Raw genomic sequence first — 19,653 nt, 5'->3', positions numbered from 1 at the left:
TTAGACGAAATATTTTGGAGATCTTGCTTGGAACGATTGGCATGGCTTTTGCAAAAAGAGAGTAAGCAAGTAGCAGAATACGCATTTGAGGAGAATCAGCATGACAGTACAAACCCATGCGCAGATTGCAGTAATCGGCGGTGGTATCATCGGCGCGGCGATTGCATATTACGCTGCGAAGGCTGGATTGGATGTCGTTGTCCTGGAAAAAGGCGAGCTGGCATCAGGGACGTCCTCACGCTGTGACGGGAATATTTTGGCGATCGACAAGGACCCCGGCTTTGACAGTCAGATGTCCCTGAAAAGCCAGATGCTCGTTGATCAGCTAAGCCTGGAGCTGGACCATACGTTTGAATATCGGGCACCGGGGAGTATTCTCGTCTGCGAATCAGAGGCTGAGATGGAAGCCGCTCATGAATGGGTGCGACGGCAAAAAGAAGCAGGCTTGCCGTTTCGGATGCTGGATAGGGCGGATATTCGGCAGGAGTCGCCTTACTTTGCCGACGACTTACTGGGAGGCTTGGAGTGCGCCACCGATTCTACCGTCAATCCGTACATGCTGACCTTTGCCCTGTTTGAAGGAGCGAAAAAGCATGGAGCGAGGATCATGCGCCGTACTGAGGTCAAGTCGCTCAGATGCGATCAGGCGACGGGAACGTTTCACATCGGGCTTGGTACAGGCAGCATGACAGCCAAGCAGGTCGTCAATGCCGCGGGGGTGTGGGCGCCAGTCATTGGCAAAATGATCGGGGTGGATATTCCGATCGTTCCGCGCAAAGGGCATTTGATCGTCGCCTCGAGACAGATGCCTGTCGGTGTGCGAAAGGTGATGGAATTCGGCTATCTCATCTCGAAGTTTGGCGGCGTGCGACAAGTAGACGAGGAGACAGAGAAGTACGGAGTCGCGCTCGTATTTGAACCGACAGAAAGCCAAAACTTCTTGATTGGCTCCAGTCGTCAGTTCGCAGGCTTTGATACACAGATTGACCTGAATGTCGTCAGGTGCATGGCGAGAAGAGCACTGCGCTTTTATCCGAAGATCGCCGACTTCGCCATCATCCGCACCTATTGTGGTTTGCGCCCGTGGACTGAGGATCACTTGCCGATTATTTCTCGCGTAGAGGAAGTACCCGGTTACTTTATCGCGGCTGGTCATGAAGGAGATGGAATCAGTCTGGCTGCCGTCACAGGCAAGCTGGTGTCCGAGATGCTAGTCGATCAGACAGACACCATCATTCCGACAGAGCCGTTGCGCTTGGATCGTTTTACGAAAAAAGGAGTGTTGCATCCATGAAAGCAACGAGAGTGTTTACCACCATTGACACGCATACCGGGGGAAACCCTACCCGCACGGTAATCAGTGGTCTGCCAAAGCTTACCGGAGCCACGATGGGAGAAAAAATGCTCCAGATGAAGGCTGAATACGACTGGATTCGCACGTTTTTGATGTATGAGCCGCGCGGGCATGATGTGATGTCCGGGGCCTTGATCGTCGATCCATGCCATCCAGATGCAGATGTAGGAGTGATCTATATCGAGACGGGCGGATACTTGCCGATGTGTGGCCACGATACGATCGGTCTATGTACCGCGCTGGTGGAGACAGGTATGATCCCTGTGACCGAGCCGGTGACAAAGCTTACGCTCGATACGCCGGCAGGATTGGTCGAGGTAGACATACAGGTAGAGGGAGGGAAAGCCAAGGAAGTATCGTTTGTGAACATTCCAGCCTTCCTCTATCAAAAAGATGTGACTGTAGAAGTAGAAGGGATTGGAGCGGTGACTTGCGATATTGCATACGGTGGAAACTTTTATGCCATCACAGATGCACGCAAGCTCCATCTCGAACTGACCCCAGCCCATGCATCCACCATTGTTGATACGGCCGTTGCGATTCGAAAAGCGTTGAATCAGGCGATGGAGATCGTTCATCCAGAGAAGCCGTTTATACGCGGATTGACCCATGTGGAATTCTATACGGCCCCTGACAATCCGGGAGCGGATGTGAAAAATACTGTCGTCGTACCGCCGGGTGGAATAGACCGATCGCCATGTGGAACAGGCACGTCCGCCAAGCTGGCGACCTTGTTTGCCAAAGGGGAGATCGGGATAGACGAACCGTTTGTACATGAGAGCATCGTCGGTTCTCTGTTTACAGGAAGAGTATTGCAGGTGACGAAGGAAGGCGGGCTGCCTGCTGTCATCACCCGAATTGCAGGCTCAGCCTGGCTGATGGGCAAGCATACGATTTTTTACAATCCGGAAGACGAGCTGGCTAATGGCTTTTTGCTCATCCCAGCCGCAACTGATCACTAAAACAAAGCCCAAAATGGGAGAGGAGAATGAATAATGGCAAGATTTGAAGGAGTGTACGTGGCGATTGTCACGCCGTTTACAAACGATTATGAGGTGGATTACAAGCGTTTGGCGGAATTGTGTGACTGGTTGATTCAGGAGGGCGTAGATGGACTGGTTCCGTCCGGTTCACTGGGGGAATACGCGACGATGACAGGAGAAGAGCGGGCCAAAGTCATTCAAACCGTAATCGCTGCTGCAAAAGGTCGAGTCCCGGTGGTCGTTGGCTCTGCTGCTCCGTCTACCCGTCAAGCAGTGGAATGGGTGCAATTCTCCAAGGATGCGGGAGCAGCAGGTGTGATGGCCTTGCCTCCGATTAACTACAAGCCATTGGAAAATGAAGTATTTGCCCACTATGAGGCACTGAACACCGTCGGGCTGCCGATTATTGCCTATAACAATCCTCATGACTATAAAATCGACCTGACACCGGACATTTTGGCAAGATTGGCGAAGTTCGAAAATATCGTTGCTGTAAAAGAATTCTCGGGTGACGTACGCCGTATGCAGGACATTCTCGCGCAGACGGACCTGGAAGTTATGGTCGGTGTAGACGATCTCGTCATGGAGGGCGGCTTGATCGGGGCGACAGGTTGGATTTCGGGTGTGCCAAATGCACTGCCAAAAGAAGGAGTGGAGCTGTTCCGTCTGGCACGGGCGGGTAAGCTCGGTGAAGCACAAGCGCTTTATCGTCGTTTGTTGCCACTGTTCCACTATGATGCAAGTCCACAGCTGGTACAGTCGATCAAATACATGATGGAGCTGGCGAATTTCCCTGTAGGACCGACTCGTCCGCCGCGTCTACCACTGACTGAAGAATACTACGCAGGTATTAAAAAGGCGTTTGACTACGCTGTCGGCGCTGCAAGTGGACGATAAGGGGGATGGGCAGAATGCACAGCAAAAACTGGATTGGCGGCGAATGGATGACGCCGTCAGGGAAAGAACTAACCGTCAAAAACCCGTCGCGTACCACAGAAGAAGTCGGCGTTCTGCATCTATCTGATCGGTCACATGTTTTTGCCGCTGAACAGGCAGCCCGTGCCGCACAGATCGGTTGGGCAAAACAAACGGGTGCGGCTCGTGGCGAAATCCTTTTTCAAATGGCTGCTGCATTAGAGACAAATGCAGACAGCTTGGCACAGCTGGCAAGTCGGGAAATGGGCAAGCAGCTTGGTGAGATGCGCGGAGAATTGGCTCGCGGGGTCAGTCTGTTGCGCTATTATGCCGGAGAAGGGATGCGTTCCAACGGCAACCTGATTCCTTCTTCAGATACGAACGTGCTGCAATACAGCCGTCGTGTCCCGCTCGGAGTTGTGGCGGTCATCACACCATGGAACTTCCCTGTCGCGATCCCCATCTGGAAGATCGCCCCTGCACTCATTTGCGGGAACACGGTTATCTGGAAGCCAGCGGAAAATGGTTCGCTCACAGCGACACGACTAGCTGAAATATTTGCGGAAACAAAGCTGCCTGCGGGTGTGCTGAATCTGGTGATTGGCAAGGGCCGGGAGATCGGCAACACACTCACGAATGAAGCCGAAGTCGATGCAGTCAGCTTTACGGGTTCATCGGAAACAGGCAGACAGATTGCGATCGCGTGCGCGGGTCGGAACATCAAATATCAAACTGAAATGGGCGGGAAAAATGCAGCAGTCGTTTTGGCTGATGCTGATCTGGACAAAACCGTTCCGATTTTGCTCAGTGGCGCGTTTCGATCGGCTGGTCAAAAATGTACGGCTACCAGCAGGATCATTGTCGAAAAAGCGATCTATCAGCCACTTGTTGAGCGATTGCAAACGGCAATGGAGACATGCCGGGTAGGAGATGCCAGCGATCTAGAAGCGTATTTGGGGCCAGTTGCCTCGGCTGCACAGTATGAGACGGTTGGGCAATACATCGCCTTGGCGAATGATGAAGCGACAGTCATTGCCCAGAGCCCCTCCTATGCAAAAGAGGAGCAAGGCTATTACATCCGTCCCCAAATTGTTGAGGGTGTCGCTGCTAATCATCGCCTTGTTCAGGAGGAAGTGTTCGGACCATTGGCTGTGCTTTTGACAGCAGACGGTTTTGAAGAGGCGGTGGAGCTGTGCAATCAGTCTGTATACGGACTGAGTGCTTCGCTGTTCACCCGAGATTTGGCGAGTGCCCATCGCTTCTTGGATGTGGCGCAGGCGGGAATGGTTCGGGTCAATCAGGAGACGGCAGGTGTGGAATACCAGGCTCCATTTGGCGGCATGAAGCTGTCCAGCTCGCATACACGAGAGCAGGGTCAGGCGGCGCTCGATTTCTACAGTACGACGAAAACATGCGCGATCAAATACGCGTGGTGATCCAGCAAGCTTTTCGCCAATCGCATAAACATAAAAAGGTGAGGATGTCATGCACATCAATCAGTTGTTTACGACGATCGAGGCCCATACCGGTGGGGAGCCGCTCCGCATCATAACAGGCGGCATCCCGCCGCTCGCGGGCGAGACGATTTTGGAGAAGAGACGATACTTTCGGGAGGAGCTGGACCATATCCGGCGGGTACTCATGTATGAACCGCGCGGCCATCATGGGATGTACGGATGTGTCATGACAGAGCCCGTCAGCCCAGATGCGGCATTTGGAGTGCTATTCATGCATAATGAGGGCTACAGTACTATGTGCGGGCATGGAATCATTGCAGTTGTGACCGCTGCGATTGAGACTGGAATACTTTGGATGGAAGGTCCAAACGAGCGTATTGTGATTGACAGTCCGGCAGGAAGAATCATTGCACACGCCACTGTGAAAGAATCGCTGGTCCATTCCGTCTCGTTTGAAAATGTCCCTTCCTTTGTTTTGGCACATGACGTTCCCATTGAATGGGGAGGACGTACTTTTTCTGTGGACATTTCTTTTGGCGGCGCATTCTATGCAGTTGTACAGGCAGAAGATATCGGGGTTCAGGTGGAAATGGAGCAATTGGTCGAGCTGCAAGAATGGGGCAGACGAATCAAGGAACAAATCGAGGCGAAAATGGAGGTCGTTCATCCGCTGGAGCCTGAGCTCAAAGGTATTTATGGGGTGATTATCTCGGATAAGCCGAGAGTGGAAGGATCGGATCTGCGCAACGTGACGATTTTCGCCGATAAGCAGGTCGATCGGTCCCCATGCGGTACAGGTACTGCGGCTCGCGTAGCCACCTTGCATGCGCGAGGAAAGCTGGCTCTTGGAGAATCGTTTGTCCATGAAGGAATTGTCGGAAGCCAGTTTATCGGCAAGGTGGTAGCAACAACCCAGGTGGGCAGTTATCCGGCTGTCATTCCGAGCATAGAAGGCAAGGCGTTCATCACAGGTCTGTATCAATTTGTCGTTGACCCTACGGACCCGCTGAAAGACGGATTTTTACTGCGATAGGATCGTTTGCTAGAAAAAGGAGGTTGCCGATCACAGGCAGCCTCTTGTTCATCCCCAAAAAGCCTAGTCACAATACTGCCACGCATTGGGGCATCAGCATTTTTTCCCTTCTTCTGGTATAATGGACAAGATTGAATTTAGGAGTAAAGGGGTTGGATTTTTTGCCGTACAAAGCGTTAATTGAAGCGCATGTGGGTAGCTGGGAAGTTGCATTCGTGCTCTTGATCGTTGCCTACATTCTGTATCGCGTGGGCAAAGCAAAAGCAGGCAAGATCGTACATATGCTGCTCAGACTCATGATGGTCATCATTCTTGTATCCGGAGCTTGGATGCTTTTCGTGGGTCACGCAACAGATTTCTATTACTACGTGAAGGGCATTATTGCGGTTATCGCCTTTGGGTTGATGGAAATGTCCCTGGGTAAAGCAAAGAGACAAGAAGGCAGCATCGGCTTCTTCATCGGCTGTATTGTCGTTTTGGTGCTGGTTATTCTGCTTGGCTATCGCGTATTAATGTAAGATAGGCAATACAGGAAGGAAGAGGGTTTCCTCGCGAGAAATATTTGCGGGTGAAAGCCCTTTTTTTGTGAATAACGTCTCGACGTTTTTCATAAAAGTGGATGCGACCGCTTGCGGTCAACAAAACGGTCATGACCGTTTTGTTTGGACGGGCACGGACAAGCCAATTAGCAAAGGAAGGGCTGGGGCCATATCACTCTATGTACATATGTTAGAGGGGAGAGGTGAGGAAGAAAAATGGCCTATCCTTCTGACAGTCAATTCATCCCGTTTATGCTCGGGGGAAGTCCATTCGTAGACGTCCCGAACGATGAAAGTCCCGGCTCTGTCGACATGGTAGGAAACGCTACGTTTCCCGTTGCCTTTTTGGCTTATGATGGAACGTATCTCTACTTTCGGTTGAGAGTCAATGAAGATCCAAGAAATTCGCAAAAAACAGGGTTTCAAAACTTTGCTTGGGGATATTTGATCAATACAACCGGAGTGGCTGGCACATACCAATGGATGTTGGGCGTGCAAGGCTTGCGCAACCGAGTTGCTTTGATTCAAAACACCATTGTTGAATTTAACTCCTGGAACGATCCGGCAGAGGGCACAAACGGCAGTGGAGCTCCCAACTGGCAAGCGCCGATTATCAATTTTGACACGGCTCGTGTGCGGCTGACGAATGACGGCTCTAATTTTAGTGGCACTCCTGATTACTTCATCGATCTCGTCATGCCGGCTGCTACTTTTTTTTCAACGATCGGTGTTACCTCCCTTACTTCCATTCGCTTCCTCCCTTTTACCTCTGCAAATGACAATAATTACAACAAAGACTCTCTGCGAATCAGTGAAGGCTTTAGCTTTGAAAATTCCTTGAGCAATACGACTACGGTGGCGACAGGAGACGTTCGGGCTAGCCTTGCCATCGATAAGCAAGTAACAGCAGGACCAACCGTTGTTACTACAGGACAACTATCGCAATGGACGGGATCGATCACTGTCACCAATACCGGGAAGAGCCAGGCAACGACTGTTGTAGTCAACGATTTGATCGAGCTGGATCAGGTAACGGCTTTTACGGTGAACGCAGCAAATATCGGCTCTGTCATCTACAATCCCCTCACGAAGGTGCTCAGCTGGACGATTGGCAATTTGGCCGCTGGTTCTACTGCCAGCTTGTCATTTACGGTCAGTGGGGTTTTCGCGGTCTCTCCCGGCGGAACACGGAGCTTAAACACAGCGACAGTTACTGGCGTAGACAGCTTTTCTGGCGGAACGCTTTCTCCTGTTCAGGACAATATTGTCATCACGGTTAACTTGGCTGGTAGTGTGGCTGGCGTGGTGCTTGACCAGTCTACGAACTTGCCTGTAGCAGGTGCGCAGGTCGCGCTGTATGATTCGATTCCCGTATTAATCGGAACGACGACAACAGACACAGATGGTGCCTATTCGTTTACTGGATTGGCTCCTGGTCTGTATTCTGTGTCGGTGACCGCGCCGACTTATAACGCCAAAATCCAATTCGTGAGCGTTTTGGCAGGGCAGACCACAAGAGCAGACATTTTGCTTCCTCCGAGTCCGGGCCAGGTGAATGGGACGATAACAGATACCGGATTGGCTCCCATCTCTGGGGCAGTGGTAAAGCTCATTAATACGACAGGCGTGACTGTAAGTCAGGTAGTGACTGGTGGCGGGGGGACTTACCAGTTTACCAATGTCGTGCCGGGTGCCTACACCCTTGCAGTCAGTGCGGATACATTCCAGCCAGCAACTGTTGCAATCAATGTCATTCGAGCCCAGACGACAACACAAAATGTAGGGCTTCAAACATCGGTTGCAAAGCTCTCCGGACTGGTTACAGGTCCTGGTGGCATACCAATTGCCGGGGCATTAGTAGAAGTGCTGAGTCAGACAGGGATTAAGCTAACGGAAACAACAACAGATGGAGCTGGCACGTATCTGCTGACCAAGCTAGCAGGAGGTATTTATCAAATCCGCGTCAGTTCCGCGGGCTTCTCTACACAATTAGCTGGAATCAGTCTGCAAGCGGGCGATGCCAAGGTACTTCATTTTTCTCTTACGACTGCATTTGGAACGGTAAGTGGAACCATTTCCGATGCGCAAACGGGTGAAGGAATCCCAAATGCAAGCATCAAGGTGGTATCTCGCTCAGGGATTGCAGTAGGAGAGACAGTAACCGACGCGAATGGAGACTACGCTTTATCCTTGCTTGGTCCGGAAAACTATGTCCTTACGGCTGCTGCAGAGGGGTATGCGGGCAAAACAGTTGGGATAGGGATCAATGCTGGAGCGACTACAGCGGTTGACCTCCAATTGGAAAAACTGGCAGGGATATTGAATGGGACTGTCTCGGACACAGGGAGCAATCCGCTTGGTAATGCTACTGTCATTGTTATGAAGGGAATTGTTCCTGTGGCGCAGACCATTACCGACAGCGCTGGCACCTTTTCCTTTCCGCACTTGGCCCCAGGCATGTATACCGTAACCGCTTCGGCTTCTGGTTATTCCACTATTGTGTTGGGGGGAACGGTGCAGCCTCAGGAAATATCGTCCCTTGCTTTCGTCTTACAGGCTTCTCCGGGATCAATCGCAGGACAGGTGGTCGACAGCGGCAATCAGCCGATTCAGGGTGCGGCTGTGGTCGTAAGGGATAATACGGCAGCAAGTGCTGTTGTCGCTACTGTATTGACTGATGGGAACGGACAGTTTGTGGTACCTAATTTGCTGCCGCAGGCGTACGTTGTCGTCGTATCTGCTCCGAATAAAACGACAGTAATCACAGGGGCAATCGTCCCCTCATTGACGACAACAATGGTGAATGTGCAGCTGGCAGACTTGCCGGGAAGCATTTCAGGTTCGGTTTTTGATGCTACCTCTGGTCTGCCGATCACTGGTGCTTCGATAGCGGTTAGCGTGTTGAACCAAGCAGGGGCAATCGTCGCCCATGCAAATAGCGATCTGTCGGGCAATTACCAGATCACAGGGCTTGCACCCGGAGTTTATACCATTACGGCCCGTGCAACCAATTATGAAACAAACAGTGCTTCCGCTACTGTACTTGTCAACACAAATACGCCTGTCAGCTTGGCATTGTTTGCGAGTCCGGGTGAGATCCAAGGGCAGGTGCTTGCTGCTGGGACGTTACAGCCGATTGCTGGTGCACAAATAAATGCACTCGATTTCAATGGCTCCGTCGTGCATTCGGTATATAGCGATAGTCAAGGAAGCTTTGTGATCACGGGCTTGGCGCAAGGTCAATACGTTATCAGTGCTTCGGCGGATGGTTTTCAGTCCAATCATGTCGGAGCCATTGTATTCGCGAATACAACTACTCCTGTCCAGGTTCAGCTCAATCAGGATTTCGGCACTATTAACGGTACAGTAGCTCCTGTCGTACCGGGAACGACCATTCAATTGTTCGATAACAATAACCTGTTGAAAGATACATTCGTCGCAGATGGAAATGGGGCATTTTCATTTTCAGGGGTCGCACCAGGCTCTTATATCCTTATCGCTACCGCTCCAAGCTACGCTGTTCAATCTGTTGGAGCGATCGTACAGCCAGGGCAGACGACCATCGTTTCCTTTTCGCTTATCCCGAATCCGGGCAGTATTTCTGGAACGGTGCAAGACACGGGTATGCAGCCGATTGTCAATGCTGTTGTTCGTATTCTGGATTTGAATGAGACGACGATAGGCTTTGGGTATACGGATTCAAACGGGGCCTATACAATTGGCAACCTGCCTGCCGGATCATTTGTCGTAGTGGCAAGCGCCCCCGAATATGTTACGGGCTCGGTTGGTGTTACTCTTGGACCTGGTGAAAATAAGACCGGAGTAGACTTTGATCTTGAGGCGAATGCAGGCGGGATTAGTGGGCAGGTGACGGACGCAACGAATCCTGCGGTATTTATTGCAGGCGGCGTTGTACTGATTCGTTCCATAAGTAACGGAAATGTAGTGGCTACAGCAAGTACCGACCAGACGGGCAGCTATTTAATTCAACATTTGTTGCCGGGGGCTTATACCGTCACGGTCAGTGCGCCTAGCTATGCAGATCAATCAGTAGGGGCCAATGTAGTCAGTGGAGAAACGACTGGGGCTAGTGTGGCGCTCTTGCCTTTGCCTGGGTCCATCGTGGGCAGTGTCATAAATAGCTTGGGTGTACCAGTTACGGGAAGCGAAATCAGCGTCAAGCTGTTGGATAGCAATCAAGCCGTCAAACAGAGCTTGCTCGCGAATGAATCGGGCGTATTTTTCATTGGGAGTGTTTCTCCTGGCGTTTACACCGTGATCGCATCAGCGTCTGGATATGCCGTAGGAACTATTGGCGTGATCGTTGCAGTCAGCACCGCAACTCCGACGACTATCACGTTACCTGACTTGCCAGCGGCTATTTCGGGTGTAGTGACCAATCAGATGACGGGATTCGGCATTCCGGGAAGCACCGTGCTCATTACAGAAGGCCATGGCGTTGTGCTTGCTCAATTGTTGACAGATAATCAAGGCAATTTTTTGGTTGAGAAGCTTCCGCCGAGTGTTGTAAATGTAACTGTTTCTGCGCCGAACTTTGTATCCGTCTCGCAGGCGGTTATTTTGCAAGGGGGCATTACCACCACCTTTCAGCAGGCATTAGTTCCCAATCCCGGGAGTTTATCCGGCGTTGTGACTGATCAGGAGACGGGCTTGCCGATCATTGGAGCAACGGTAATCGTCTTCGACAGCACTCGTGCCGCTGTGGGCTCCGTTCTGACCGATGCAACGGGAAGCTTTTCGTTTGATAGGCTGGCTCCTGGAGGGTACACCGTCAATGTCAATGCAACTGGATATGCAAGCGATGTAGCTGGCGCACAAATACAAGCAGGGGCGGCGTCCGTATTAAGCTTTGCGTTAAACGAGTTGCTCGGTGGGATTGCTGGTACAGTGCGAGACGAAGGTACAGCTTCACCGATTGCCGGTGCGGTCATTACGGTTCGACAAGGAAGTCCGTCTGGAACGATACTGGCTATTGTCCTGACGAATGCACAGGGCCAGTATATGGTGAGTGGACTGTCTCCTGGGAGCTATACACTGATCGCGAGTGCGACGGGTTTCGCTGCTGAGGCTTCAACAGCTATGGTCGGATTGGGAGCGACTACCGGACTTGATTTTTCTTTGTCGAGTCTACCAGCAAATGTCACAGGAAAAATTAGTGACGCCATTCTCGCCACACCCTTGCCGAATACGCTCATCCGTTTGCTGGGCAACAATAACACGATTCTCTTTGCAACGCAGACAGACACCCAGGGGATATACTTCATGGATGGATTTGTGGCTGGAAATTACACCATTTTGGCAAGGAACGAAAGCTATCAGAGGGAGAGTGTTTCCTTTGATGTAGCCGCTGGAGGAACAGCTACAGTCAATATCCCACTGGACCCGAATCCTGGTGATTTGCAGGGCACCGTCAGAGATGCGCTTGATGGCACGCCAATGGTAGGGGCGGAAGTATTGATCTATTTTCCGGGCACAAACAATTTGTTATCTCGGACGATTACGGACGGTCTCGGTCAGTTTAAAATCGACGGCTTGGCGCCATTAACTTATACGCTTGCGATTAGCGCTCAAAATTACATCACCCAGCCTGTTGGTGCGACGATTTTTTCTGGACAGACGACTGCAATTGATGTGGGGCTCCCTCCCTTTCCAGCTACTGTAACAGGTCAGGTACAGGCTGCTGGTGGAGCTGTCGTTCCCAATGCATTGGTACAGGTGAAGGATTCACATGGAACATTGTTCGGCAGTGCAATTACAGATGACGTAGGCCATTTCTCAGTTGGTAATCTGCCACCTGGGACGTATTTGATTAGCGCAAGTGAAAATAGCTACGCAACAGCAATACAAAGCATAACAGTGCCGGCTGGACAGACAATAAGCGGAGTTATTCTCACGATGTCTCCTCTTTCAGGCAACATTTTCGGACAGGTGACCAATCAGTTGACGGGACTCCCGATCACAGGGGCGGCCGTTGCGATTCAGCTGTTTGCAAACGGCTTGTTTGTTGCCAACACCGTTACGAACCAGAGTGGGCAATTCCAGGTGAAAGGCTTGACGGCCGGAGAGTACAATGTCATCGCAAGCGCAGATGGCTTCGGTACACATTACCGTACAGTTACGGTAGCAAGCGGGCAGACGACTGTGGCGACAGTTGAGCTATTGCCATTCGTCGGAACGGTATCAGGGATTGTCCTCTTGCCAGACGGAAATCAAGCCAGTGGTAACAATATTCAATTGTCGCTATTCCATTCAAAGCAGATTCGGCTGCAAAATATCCTGGCTGAGCCGAATGGCACATTCCATTTTGTCAATGTCGCTCCGGGGACGTATACCGTTATCGGGACCATCCTGGGCATTGGTACCGGTCAGGCAGAAGCAGTCGTTTTGCCGAACCAAACAACCTTTATCAGCATCCGCCTTTCTCAAACGGGTACGATACAAGGAACGGTTCGATCTGGTTTAACAGGCTTGAAAATTGCTGGAGCGACCGTATATGTGCAAACGGTAAATCAATCGAACAGAACCACTGTGGTCGTCCAAACAGACAGCTTTGGCAGGTACAAGGTGACTGGTCTTGCTCCTGGCACCTACTTGGTTATAGCCAATGCGATGGGGAGTGGAGAAGCGAGAGGGACAGTAACGCTAGGCACAGGGGATATCGTGACGCTCGATCTAGTTCTAGTTCCAGCAGCCATGAGCGGATCTTTTCGAGTCGCAACATGTCCGACCATTTTGTTTACCCCATTTTGATGTTTTGGAGAATTACTCCACTTAAAAATATAAATATGGCGGATAACTCCTTTTTTGGTATAATAGCTGTAGAAATACGGCTATTTTGTTTTGGGTAAAAACAAGGGGGAGCGGGCCATATGATGAAACAGCAGGAGGAGCTGTCCCATCCATTGACAGCTACCATCACGAAGACAAATACGCTTTTGCATATTCAGAGTCTCCTTCCCTCCTTTACGAAATCGGAGCAAAAGGTTGCCCATATTGTCTTACAGCAGACAGACAGCGTGATTTATTCATCGGTGATTGACCTTGCTGAAAAGGCCGGAGTGGGTGAGACGACTGTTTTGCGATTTTGTAGGAAAATAGGCTTCCATGGCTATCAGGAATTCAAGCTGGCATTGGCGCAGGAATTGGTCAATCCGGTCAAAAACTTGCATGGCGAAGTAGGAGAAGACGATTCGCTAGACATCATCACGCACAAAGTAACCGCAACCAATCAACAGGCGATTGGGGATACCTCGGCGCTGTTTCAGCTCGAACAGCTGGAGCGCTGTGTAGACCTTTTGCAAAAAGCAAACACGATCCATTTTTACGGGGTAGGCACGTCTGCGGTAACAGCCCAGGATGCCAAGTACACGTTCTTGCGGATTGGGCTTCGCGTGGACGCTTTTAATGAATCGCATCTGCAAGCGATGGCTGCAGCGACTCTGGGACCGGGGGATGTCGCGATCGGTTTGTCTGTATCAGGCAGTACGAAAGACACGATCGATTCGTTGAAAGTGGCCAAACAGGCAGGCGCAGCTTGCATTTGTCTGACGCACTATCGACGCTCGCCGATTACGAATGTAGCGGACATTACGCTTTTAACCGCAGCGCAAGAAGGTCCGTTGCAGGGGGGCTCTCTCGCAGCGAAAATTGCACAGCTGCATGTACTGGATGTTATCAGTACGACAATCACGATGCGCAACAAGGAAAAGGCCCTTTTATATAAAGAGAGAACAGCGAAGGCTGTCCTAGAGAGAAAATACTAAGTGGTAGTTCAAAAAGTCGTCTTTTGATCATGGAGTAGTACAGGGAGCGAATTCGACTTCGAAATTGGCGTTCACCTTCGAAGTCCGGTGCTCATGTAGTTTACCTACACTCCGCTCCTCCTTCTTCAGGTTCTCGCCACTTTCTCGATGCTGAAAAGACGACTTTTTGAACTTATTTTTATATGAAATAGGAGTGGTTGGAAATGAAGCTCGTCATCGTGAAAGATTACGCCGAGCTCAGCAGAAAAGCTGCTGAAATGCTCGTAAGCGAAGTAAAAGCAAATCCGAAGACCGTCCTTGGCCTTGCAACCGGAGGCACGCCAGTAGGGATGTACCGTGAGCTGATCAAGCTGTCGCAAGCACAGAGCATCGATTATTCGCAAGCGAGCAGCTTTAATCTGGATGAATACGTCGGACTTTCTTCGACTCATCCGCAAAGCTATCGCTCGTATATGGAAGAAAACTTGTTCAATCACATCAACATTCCTGCGGAGAAAACACATGTGCCAGTTGGGAATACGACCGATCATTTGGCAGAGTGTGCACGCTATGAGGAAGCGATCCGATTGGCGGGCGGGATTGATATCCAGGTGCTGGGGATCGGCAATAACGGTCATATTGGTTTCAACGAGCCTGGCTCTCCTGCTGACTCATTGACGCGCGTGGTCCAGCTCACTGACAGTACGATTGAAGCAAATGCCCGCTATTTTGATAGTGTAGAACAGGTGCCGACACAGGCGGTTTCCATGGGGATCAAGACGATTCTTGGCGCTAAAAAAGTTGTACTTCTCGCAAGTGGAGAGGCAAAAGCAGAAGCAGTGCGATTGATGCTAGAGGAAGAGCCTACGGCAGATGTCCCAGCCTCCTTATTGCAATTGCATAGAGACGTAACCGTTATTGTCGATCAGGAAGCAGCGAGCAAGCTGACCACCTCCATACTTGCAGGAACCAAACCAAGCGGCAGCTAATGTACCGCTTGGTTTTTCTTTTGCTTGTTCACCAATCTGTTCCGAATACGCACTTGTTCCTTATGCTATACTGGGAATGTTGCAAGAAGGTCACCAGATTTTTCTAAGGAGCTGATTTTAATGAGCGCAAACGAAGCGTTGCTTACATTAGAAGGTTGGTATACGTATCATAATTTCCGCACTATCAATTGGGAAAAGTGGAAAGCAGCGTCCGCAGCAGAACGTAAAGAAGCGTTGGACGAGCTGAATGCTTTGATTCGCACATGGGAAGCGAATGAGGGAGAGAACCAAGGAAGCACGGCTGTGTACTCCATCCTCGGACACAAAGCAGACCTCGTGTTCATGTTCCTGCGTCCAACTATGCAAGAACTCGATGAGATCAAAACAGTGTTCAATAAAACTCGCTTTGCTGCTTATACAGAAGCTCCTTATTCGTATGTATCCGTAGTAGAGCTGAGCAATTATGTAAATAGCCCAGGTGAAGATCCAAAAGCGAATCCGCATGTGCGCGACCGCCTCTATCCAATCCTGCCAAAATGGGAGCACATTTGCTTCTATCCAATGAACAAAAAGCGCGATCTGCAAGACAACTGGTACATGCTCTCTATGCAGGAGCGCCAAGAAATGATGCGCTCCCACGGCTTGATCGGTCGCTCCTACGCTGGCCGCGTGAAGCAAATCATCGGTGGCTCCGTTGGTTTCGACGATTGGGAGTGGGGCGTTACCCTCTTTGCCAACGATCCGCTGGAATTCAAGCATATCGTCTACGAAATGCGCTTTGACGAAGTGAGTGCGCGCTTCGGTGAATTCGGCAACTTCCTCGTAGGAAACATATTGAATGAAGAAACACTGGTGAAAAAGCTGGAAGTATAATCAACATGTTCAAAAATCCGCTGTGCGAGATCGTCGCATTGGCGGATTTTTTTATTTGAGCCTTTGTTATTCATAAATGGTAAAATAAGGTTGTTTGTAGTTGGAGAGGAGAGGTTGATTTGTGTTAAAACGTACTAAAGCGTATGGACTTTCACTAGGAGTGTCATCTACCCTTTTGATGACAACTGTATTTGCATCAGCAGGGGGAGGAATATTGACGCCAGTCGTACATGCTGCCGAGAAGACACTTTCGGAGAAAGAGGCAATCGCACTTGCCCAGAAGCAGTTGACGATGCTGAGCAAGTATAAGTTAAGAGATGCCCAATTCGTAGACGGCATTGAAATGTTATGGGGAAAATCCATATGGTATACCAGGTGGGATAAAGAAAATGGTGGAAGTTTAGGTGTGCAACAGGATGCAACATCAGGAAAAATATGGAAATATGAGTATCTTGGGGAAGAACAGGACTTGGATGCAAATCAAAAGAAGCTAACGGAAGATCAGGCGTTTCAAGTGGCGACTCAATTTCTTAAGCAAGTAGCGACAGAAGAAGAACGGAGTCGTTTATCCAAGCCGAATGAATTTCCTGATTCGGACATTTTCTATACGCGTGATAAACAGGGAATAGATGTAAATTTTACTCGTATCGAAAACGGGGTTCCTTTTCTGGAGAATGGGTTTCGACTGATAGTGGGCAATGATGGGGAAGTGATCTATTTTGAGCGGCGCTGGTCCGAGGGGAAACTTCCAGATGCTTCGAAAGTCATCAAGATAGCGGAAGCTGAGAAGAAATGGGATGAAGGGGCGTTTCCAACATTTTTGTACAAAGATATGGCGTCCGTCTCTCGTAAGGAATCTGAACCATACCAGCTCGTGTATGAATTCCAGAGAATTGACCCGCAGTATGTCGATGCGCTCACAGGAAAGATGCTCGATTCGTACGGACAGGTTGCCCAAGAAAGGAAGATACAGCCGTTAGGGAAAACCGTTCCTCCATCCACCGCAGAAAGAAAGCTCATTACGAAAGACGAAGCGCAAAAAATAGCAGAGCAACAACTCAAAAAGCTCCCTGGTACATATCTTTCGAATGGCAGGGTTATTGAATCAGGCTCAGAATCTGATCGAAAGGTCTGGTTTTTCGAGTTTACCTCCCAACCAGGGGAGGGCAAAAAGTCAGATACTGTGAAAATAGGGATTGACGCCAGTGGCTATTTCGTCCAATACAACGTGAATCAAAAAACCAGGTTCAACGAAGAGAGCAAGAAAATAGAAAAGGGTATTACCTGGGAACAAGCACAAGAGAGTGCGCGAAAGCTCGTACAAACATTCTATTCCGATCAGTCAGGAATAATATATGCGGTCGATTACGCTCCAAGTGAGGAAAGGATCAAAGAAATCTGGGAAAATGATGAACCATATGAGATCGAATTTGGCTATCTGATAAACGGCATACCGGTAGTTGATACCATCTTTCAAGTCAATGTTGACGCTGAGTCAGGGGAAGTAGTGGATCTGTATAACCATCATTATAGCCTTGGACCTTCGGGTGATTCATCTCTTCCCAAAAATGAAGATGGTATCGATCTGAATACGGCGAAAAAAGTCGTGAAAGAGAACAAGAAGCTCATGCTTACTTACTTTCAGCCAAAAGTAAGGGGGAGTAATGGACTAATGAAAATGCTCGAACAGCCACTCCTCGTCTATCGTTATGTGGGAGAAAAAGGGCTCGTCATAGCAGATGGCAAGTGGCACAGCTTTACCAAGGAACGAAAGCAGTAGCCGAGTGGGTGGCTCAAGCCAGACCGCATGAATACCCTTGCCGACATTCCTGCAAAAATTTATGAAACCTTGTCTTTGGTTCCCGGACACTTTTTGTTAAAGTAAACAGGAAAGCATTTTTGACAGCGGAGGGGAACAAGACTGGGCTTTCTCAAGTTTAAAATTGGTTATCGTACGTTAAAAACAGCCATTGGAACGGCTATCTCGATTCTAATCGCCCAGCAGCTAGGCTTGATGTTTGCTTCTTCTGCGGGGATCATTACGATCTTGTGTATTCAGGTAACAGTCAAGCAATCGTTTCAGACAGCGTGGAATCGGATTCTGGCCAGTTTATTGGGTCTGGGAATCGGTGTTTGTCTGTTTTCCCTTATGGGCTATACGCCGATTGCCATTCTCCTTTTCATTTTACTTTTCTTGCCGCTCGCCGTGCGTTTTGGCATTCAGGAAGGCTTCGTCAACAGCATGGTTGTGCTTATGCATCTGTATTCTTCAAAGAGAATCGATGGGATACTATTGCTAAATGAGGTAGCTTTGCTCGTCATCGGTGTGGGTGTAGCCCTACTGGTCAATCTGTACATGCCGAGTCTCGATAAAGAGCTGAAAGGGATGCAAGTAAAGGTGGAGAAGCTGTTCAGCAAAATTTTGCGGGAGTTCTGCTACTACTTGCGTCACGGGGAAAGCGATTGGGACGGGAAAGAATTGATTGAAACAACTGGTGTATTGGAAACGGCGATTCGTTTGGCTTCACGAGATGTTGGCAATCGATTGGGACGTCGTCATGATTCGTACTACGAGTATTTTGTGATGCGGCAAAAGCAGTTCGAGTTACTGGAACGCATGATGCCAATCGTCTCTTCCTTGGACAATCAGGTGGCAGAGAGCCATCGGATCGCAGATTTTCTTGAGCGAATCAGTGCCTCGGTACATCCGGGCAATACCGCCTACCGCTTCATCGACCAACTACGTGTGATGCAAGAGGAGATCAAGGCAGCAGATTTGCCGCGAACGCGAGAGGAATTTGAGACGCGTGCCTCGCTTTTCTACCTTCTGGGGGAAATTGAGAGCTATTTGTTCATCAAGCATGAGCTAGGCAAGAACAGGGACGAAAAGGCACAGGTGGCAAAGAGTTAGCCAAAACAGTACGTAACAATGAAAGAGTTGTAGAACACCGAAGGAAGGGCTGCGAATACTTTTCGCAGTCTTTTTTGTTTTTCGGTAAAAACCCTGTGAACTTTTCATTAAAACCAAAAAATTACACAGTTGTCCTAGTACGTTTTTGAACTTACTTGTATACCGTGTACAAGCGGCGAAAATAAATCAAAAGAGTAGGATCAAGGAGATGAGAGTGACCAGATGAAATTAATTGTGAATGAAAAAGAGTTGAAAGAGTATTTTCAAGGGCTGCGACGTCTCGTTTGGGGAAAAGACCGAAGAGACGAAGAAGTCGAAAATGACAAGGAAGAAGCTATTCGCTGTTCGCTTCGCAAAGAGCTGTATGCAGAAGAATTCGCCGCGTTTCTGCAAGAAAACCACATTACTTTGCTGCGACAAGATTCTTTTCGGAAAGTGCTGCTGCGCTATTTGCATGAAAACGTTGAGCTGGGAACAGATGCAGGAAGTGTCACAGGGGTCCTGAATGAGGTTGGTCGGGACTATGCTGAAATCATAGAGTCAGGCGGTTCACGTGTGCTGATTCGTTTCACACAAATTAATTATGTTCATGAGGTGTAAGGAGGAGAAGACAAATGAACTATGTACAGAAATTGAGAACGTTTATAGGCGATAGTGTACAAGTCGTAATCGGATTAGACGTAATTAACGGTGAGTTGCTTGGCGTGACCAATTCGACATTAACCGTGCTTGCAGCAAGTGATCCCGGCTATGGCGGTGGCCAAACAGTAGTATTTCAACTCGATCGCATCACGTACGTGCGCGTTCTCTAATGAAAGAGAGGCAAGGGATAAGGG

General features: G+C 49.6%; 14 protein-coding genes. All 14 read left to right on the top strand.

Annotated features, from left to right (window positions below; genetic code table 11):
* The first annotated feature begins 100 nt into the window (after positions 1-100).
* The 14 genes from BBR47_RS22860 to BBR47_RS22795 all read left to right on the top strand — a co-directional run bounded on the left by BBR47_RS22860 (position 101) and on the right by BBR47_RS22795 (position 19,629).
* The gene (locus tag BBR47_RS22860; protein WP_015892803.1) at positions 101-1,294 is read left to right on the top strand and encodes an NAD(P)/FAD-dependent oxidoreductase; all 1,194 of its coding nucleotides are present in this window, start codon (positions 101-103) and stop codon (positions 1,292-1,294) included.
* On the top strand, positions 1,291-2,316 hold the full coding sequence (locus BBR47_RS22855) for a 4-hydroxyproline epimerase (RefSeq protein ID WP_015892802.1): 1,026 nt from the start codon (positions 1,291-1,293) through the stop codon (positions 2,314-2,316). Before BBR47_RS22860 ends, BBR47_RS22855 begins: the two co-directional genes overlap by 4 nt.
* 33 nt (positions 2,317-2,349) lie before the next feature.
* Positions 2,350-3,234, top strand: a complete 885-nt coding sequence (locus BBR47_RS22850) for a dihydrodipicolinate synthase family protein (RefSeq protein WP_015892801.1) — start codon at positions 2,350-2,352, stop codon at positions 3,232-3,234.
* A gap of 14 nt (positions 3,235-3,248) precedes the next feature.
* On the top strand, positions 3,249-4,688 hold the full coding sequence (locus tag BBR47_RS22845) for an aldehyde dehydrogenase family protein (protein ID WP_015892800.1): 1,440 nt from the start codon (positions 3,249-3,251) through the stop codon (positions 4,686-4,688).
* A 49-nt stretch (positions 4,689-4,737) separates the two neighbouring features.
* A complete protein-coding gene (locus tag BBR47_RS22840; protein ID WP_015892799.1) occupies positions 4,738-5,742 on the top strand; it encodes a proline racemase family protein in 1,005 nt (334 codons plus the stop codon).
* 152 nt (positions 5,743-5,894) lie between these two features.
* Positions 5,895-6,260, top strand: a complete 366-nt coding sequence (locus BBR47_RS22835) for a YisL family protein (protein ID WP_015892798.1) — start codon at positions 5,895-5,897, stop codon at positions 6,258-6,260.
* A gap of 237 nt (positions 6,261-6,497) precedes the next feature.
* Entirely contained in the window at positions 6,498-13,052 is a 6,555-nt protein-coding gene (locus BBR47_RS22830; RefSeq protein WP_015892797.1) for a carboxypeptidase regulatory-like domain-containing protein, read from the top strand.
* A gap of 119 nt (positions 13,053-13,171) precedes the next feature.
* On the top strand, positions 13,172-14,065 hold the full coding sequence (locus tag BBR47_RS22825) for a MurR/RpiR family transcriptional regulator (RefSeq protein ID WP_015892796.1): 894 nt from the start codon (positions 13,172-13,174) through the stop codon (positions 14,063-14,065).
* 203 nt (positions 14,066-14,268) lie between these two features.
* Positions 14,269-15,033, top strand: a complete 765-nt coding sequence (nagB, locus tag BBR47_RS22820; RefSeq protein ID WP_015892795.1) for a glucosamine-6-phosphate deaminase — start codon at positions 14,269-14,271, stop codon at positions 15,031-15,033.
* 120 nt (positions 15,034-15,153) lie between these two features.
* Positions 15,154-15,906 (top strand): hydrogen peroxide-dependent heme synthase, encoded by a 753-nt coding sequence (gene hemQ, locus BBR47_RS22815; protein WP_015892794.1) that lies wholly within the window; start codon positions 15,154-15,156, stop codon positions 15,904-15,906.
* 121 nt (positions 15,907-16,027) lie between these two features.
* A complete protein-coding gene (locus BBR47_RS22810; RefSeq protein WP_231850511.1) occupies positions 16,028-17,686 on the top strand; it encodes a YcdB/YcdC domain-containing protein in 1,659 nt (552 codons plus the stop codon).
* A 141-nt stretch (positions 17,687-17,827) separates the two neighbouring features.
* On the top strand, positions 17,828-18,817 hold the full coding sequence (locus BBR47_RS22805) for an aromatic acid exporter family protein (protein WP_081437268.1): 990 nt from the start codon (positions 17,828-17,830) through the stop codon (positions 18,815-18,817).
* A gap of 222 nt (positions 18,818-19,039) precedes the next feature.
* On the top strand, positions 19,040-19,417 hold the full coding sequence (locus BBR47_RS22800; protein WP_015892791.1) for a hypothetical protein: 378 nt from the start codon (positions 19,040-19,042) through the stop codon (positions 19,415-19,417).
* Positions 19,418-19,431: 14 nt separating this feature from the next.
* Positions 19,432-19,629, top strand: coding sequence for a hypothetical protein (locus tag BBR47_RS22795; RefSeq protein WP_015892790.1), 198 nt, complete (start codon positions 19,432-19,434; stop codon positions 19,627-19,629).
* The last annotated feature ends 24 nt before the right edge of the window (positions 19,630-19,653 follow it).

It is taken from the genome of Brevibacillus brevis NBRC 100599 (assembly GCF_000010165.1).
In the GTDB taxonomy this organism is placed as follows: domain Bacteria; phylum Bacillota; class Bacilli; order Brevibacillales; family Brevibacillaceae; genus Brevibacillus; species Brevibacillus brevis_D.
Note: the sequence above shows the minus strand (reverse complement) of the source record. Positions and strands in the feature narration are given on the sequence as shown.

Coding starts and splice junctions, on each gene's coding strand:
- hemQ (WP_015892794.1), top strand. CDS start 15,154: ATGAGCGCAAACGAAGCGTTGCTTACATTAGAAGGTTGGTATACGTAT.
- BBR47_RS22850 (WP_015892801.1), top strand. CDS start 2,350: ATGGCAAGATTTGAAGGAGTGTACGTGGCGATTGTCACGCCGTTTACA.
- BBR47_RS22800 (WP_015892791.1), top strand. CDS start 19,040: ATGAAATTAATTGTGAATGAAAAAGAGTTGAAAGAGTATTTTCAAGGG.
- nagB (WP_015892795.1), top strand. CDS start 14,269: ATGAAGCTCGTCATCGTGAAAGATTACGCCGAGCTCAGCAGAAAAGCT.
- BBR47_RS22855 (WP_015892802.1), top strand. CDS start 1,291: ATGAAAGCAACGAGAGTGTTTACCACCATTGACACGCATACCGGGGGA.
- BBR47_RS22840 (WP_015892799.1), top strand. CDS start 4,738: ATGCACATCAATCAGTTGTTTACGACGATCGAGGCCCATACCGGTGGG.
- BBR47_RS22845 (WP_015892800.1), top strand. CDS start 3,249: ATGCACAGCAAAAACTGGATTGGCGGCGAATGGATGACGCCGTCAGGG.
- BBR47_RS22860 (WP_015892803.1), top strand. CDS start 101: ATGACAGTACAAACCCATGCGCAGATTGCAGTAATCGGCGGTGGTATC.
- BBR47_RS22825 (WP_015892796.1), top strand. CDS start 13,172: ATGATGAAACAGCAGGAGGAGCTGTCCCATCCATTGACAGCTACCATC.
- BBR47_RS22795 (WP_015892790.1), top strand. CDS start 19,432: ATGAACTATGTACAGAAATTGAGAACGTTTATAGGCGATAGTGTACAA.
- BBR47_RS22830 (WP_015892797.1), top strand. CDS start 6,498: ATGGCCTATCCTTCTGACAGTCAATTCATCCCGTTTATGCTCGGGGGA.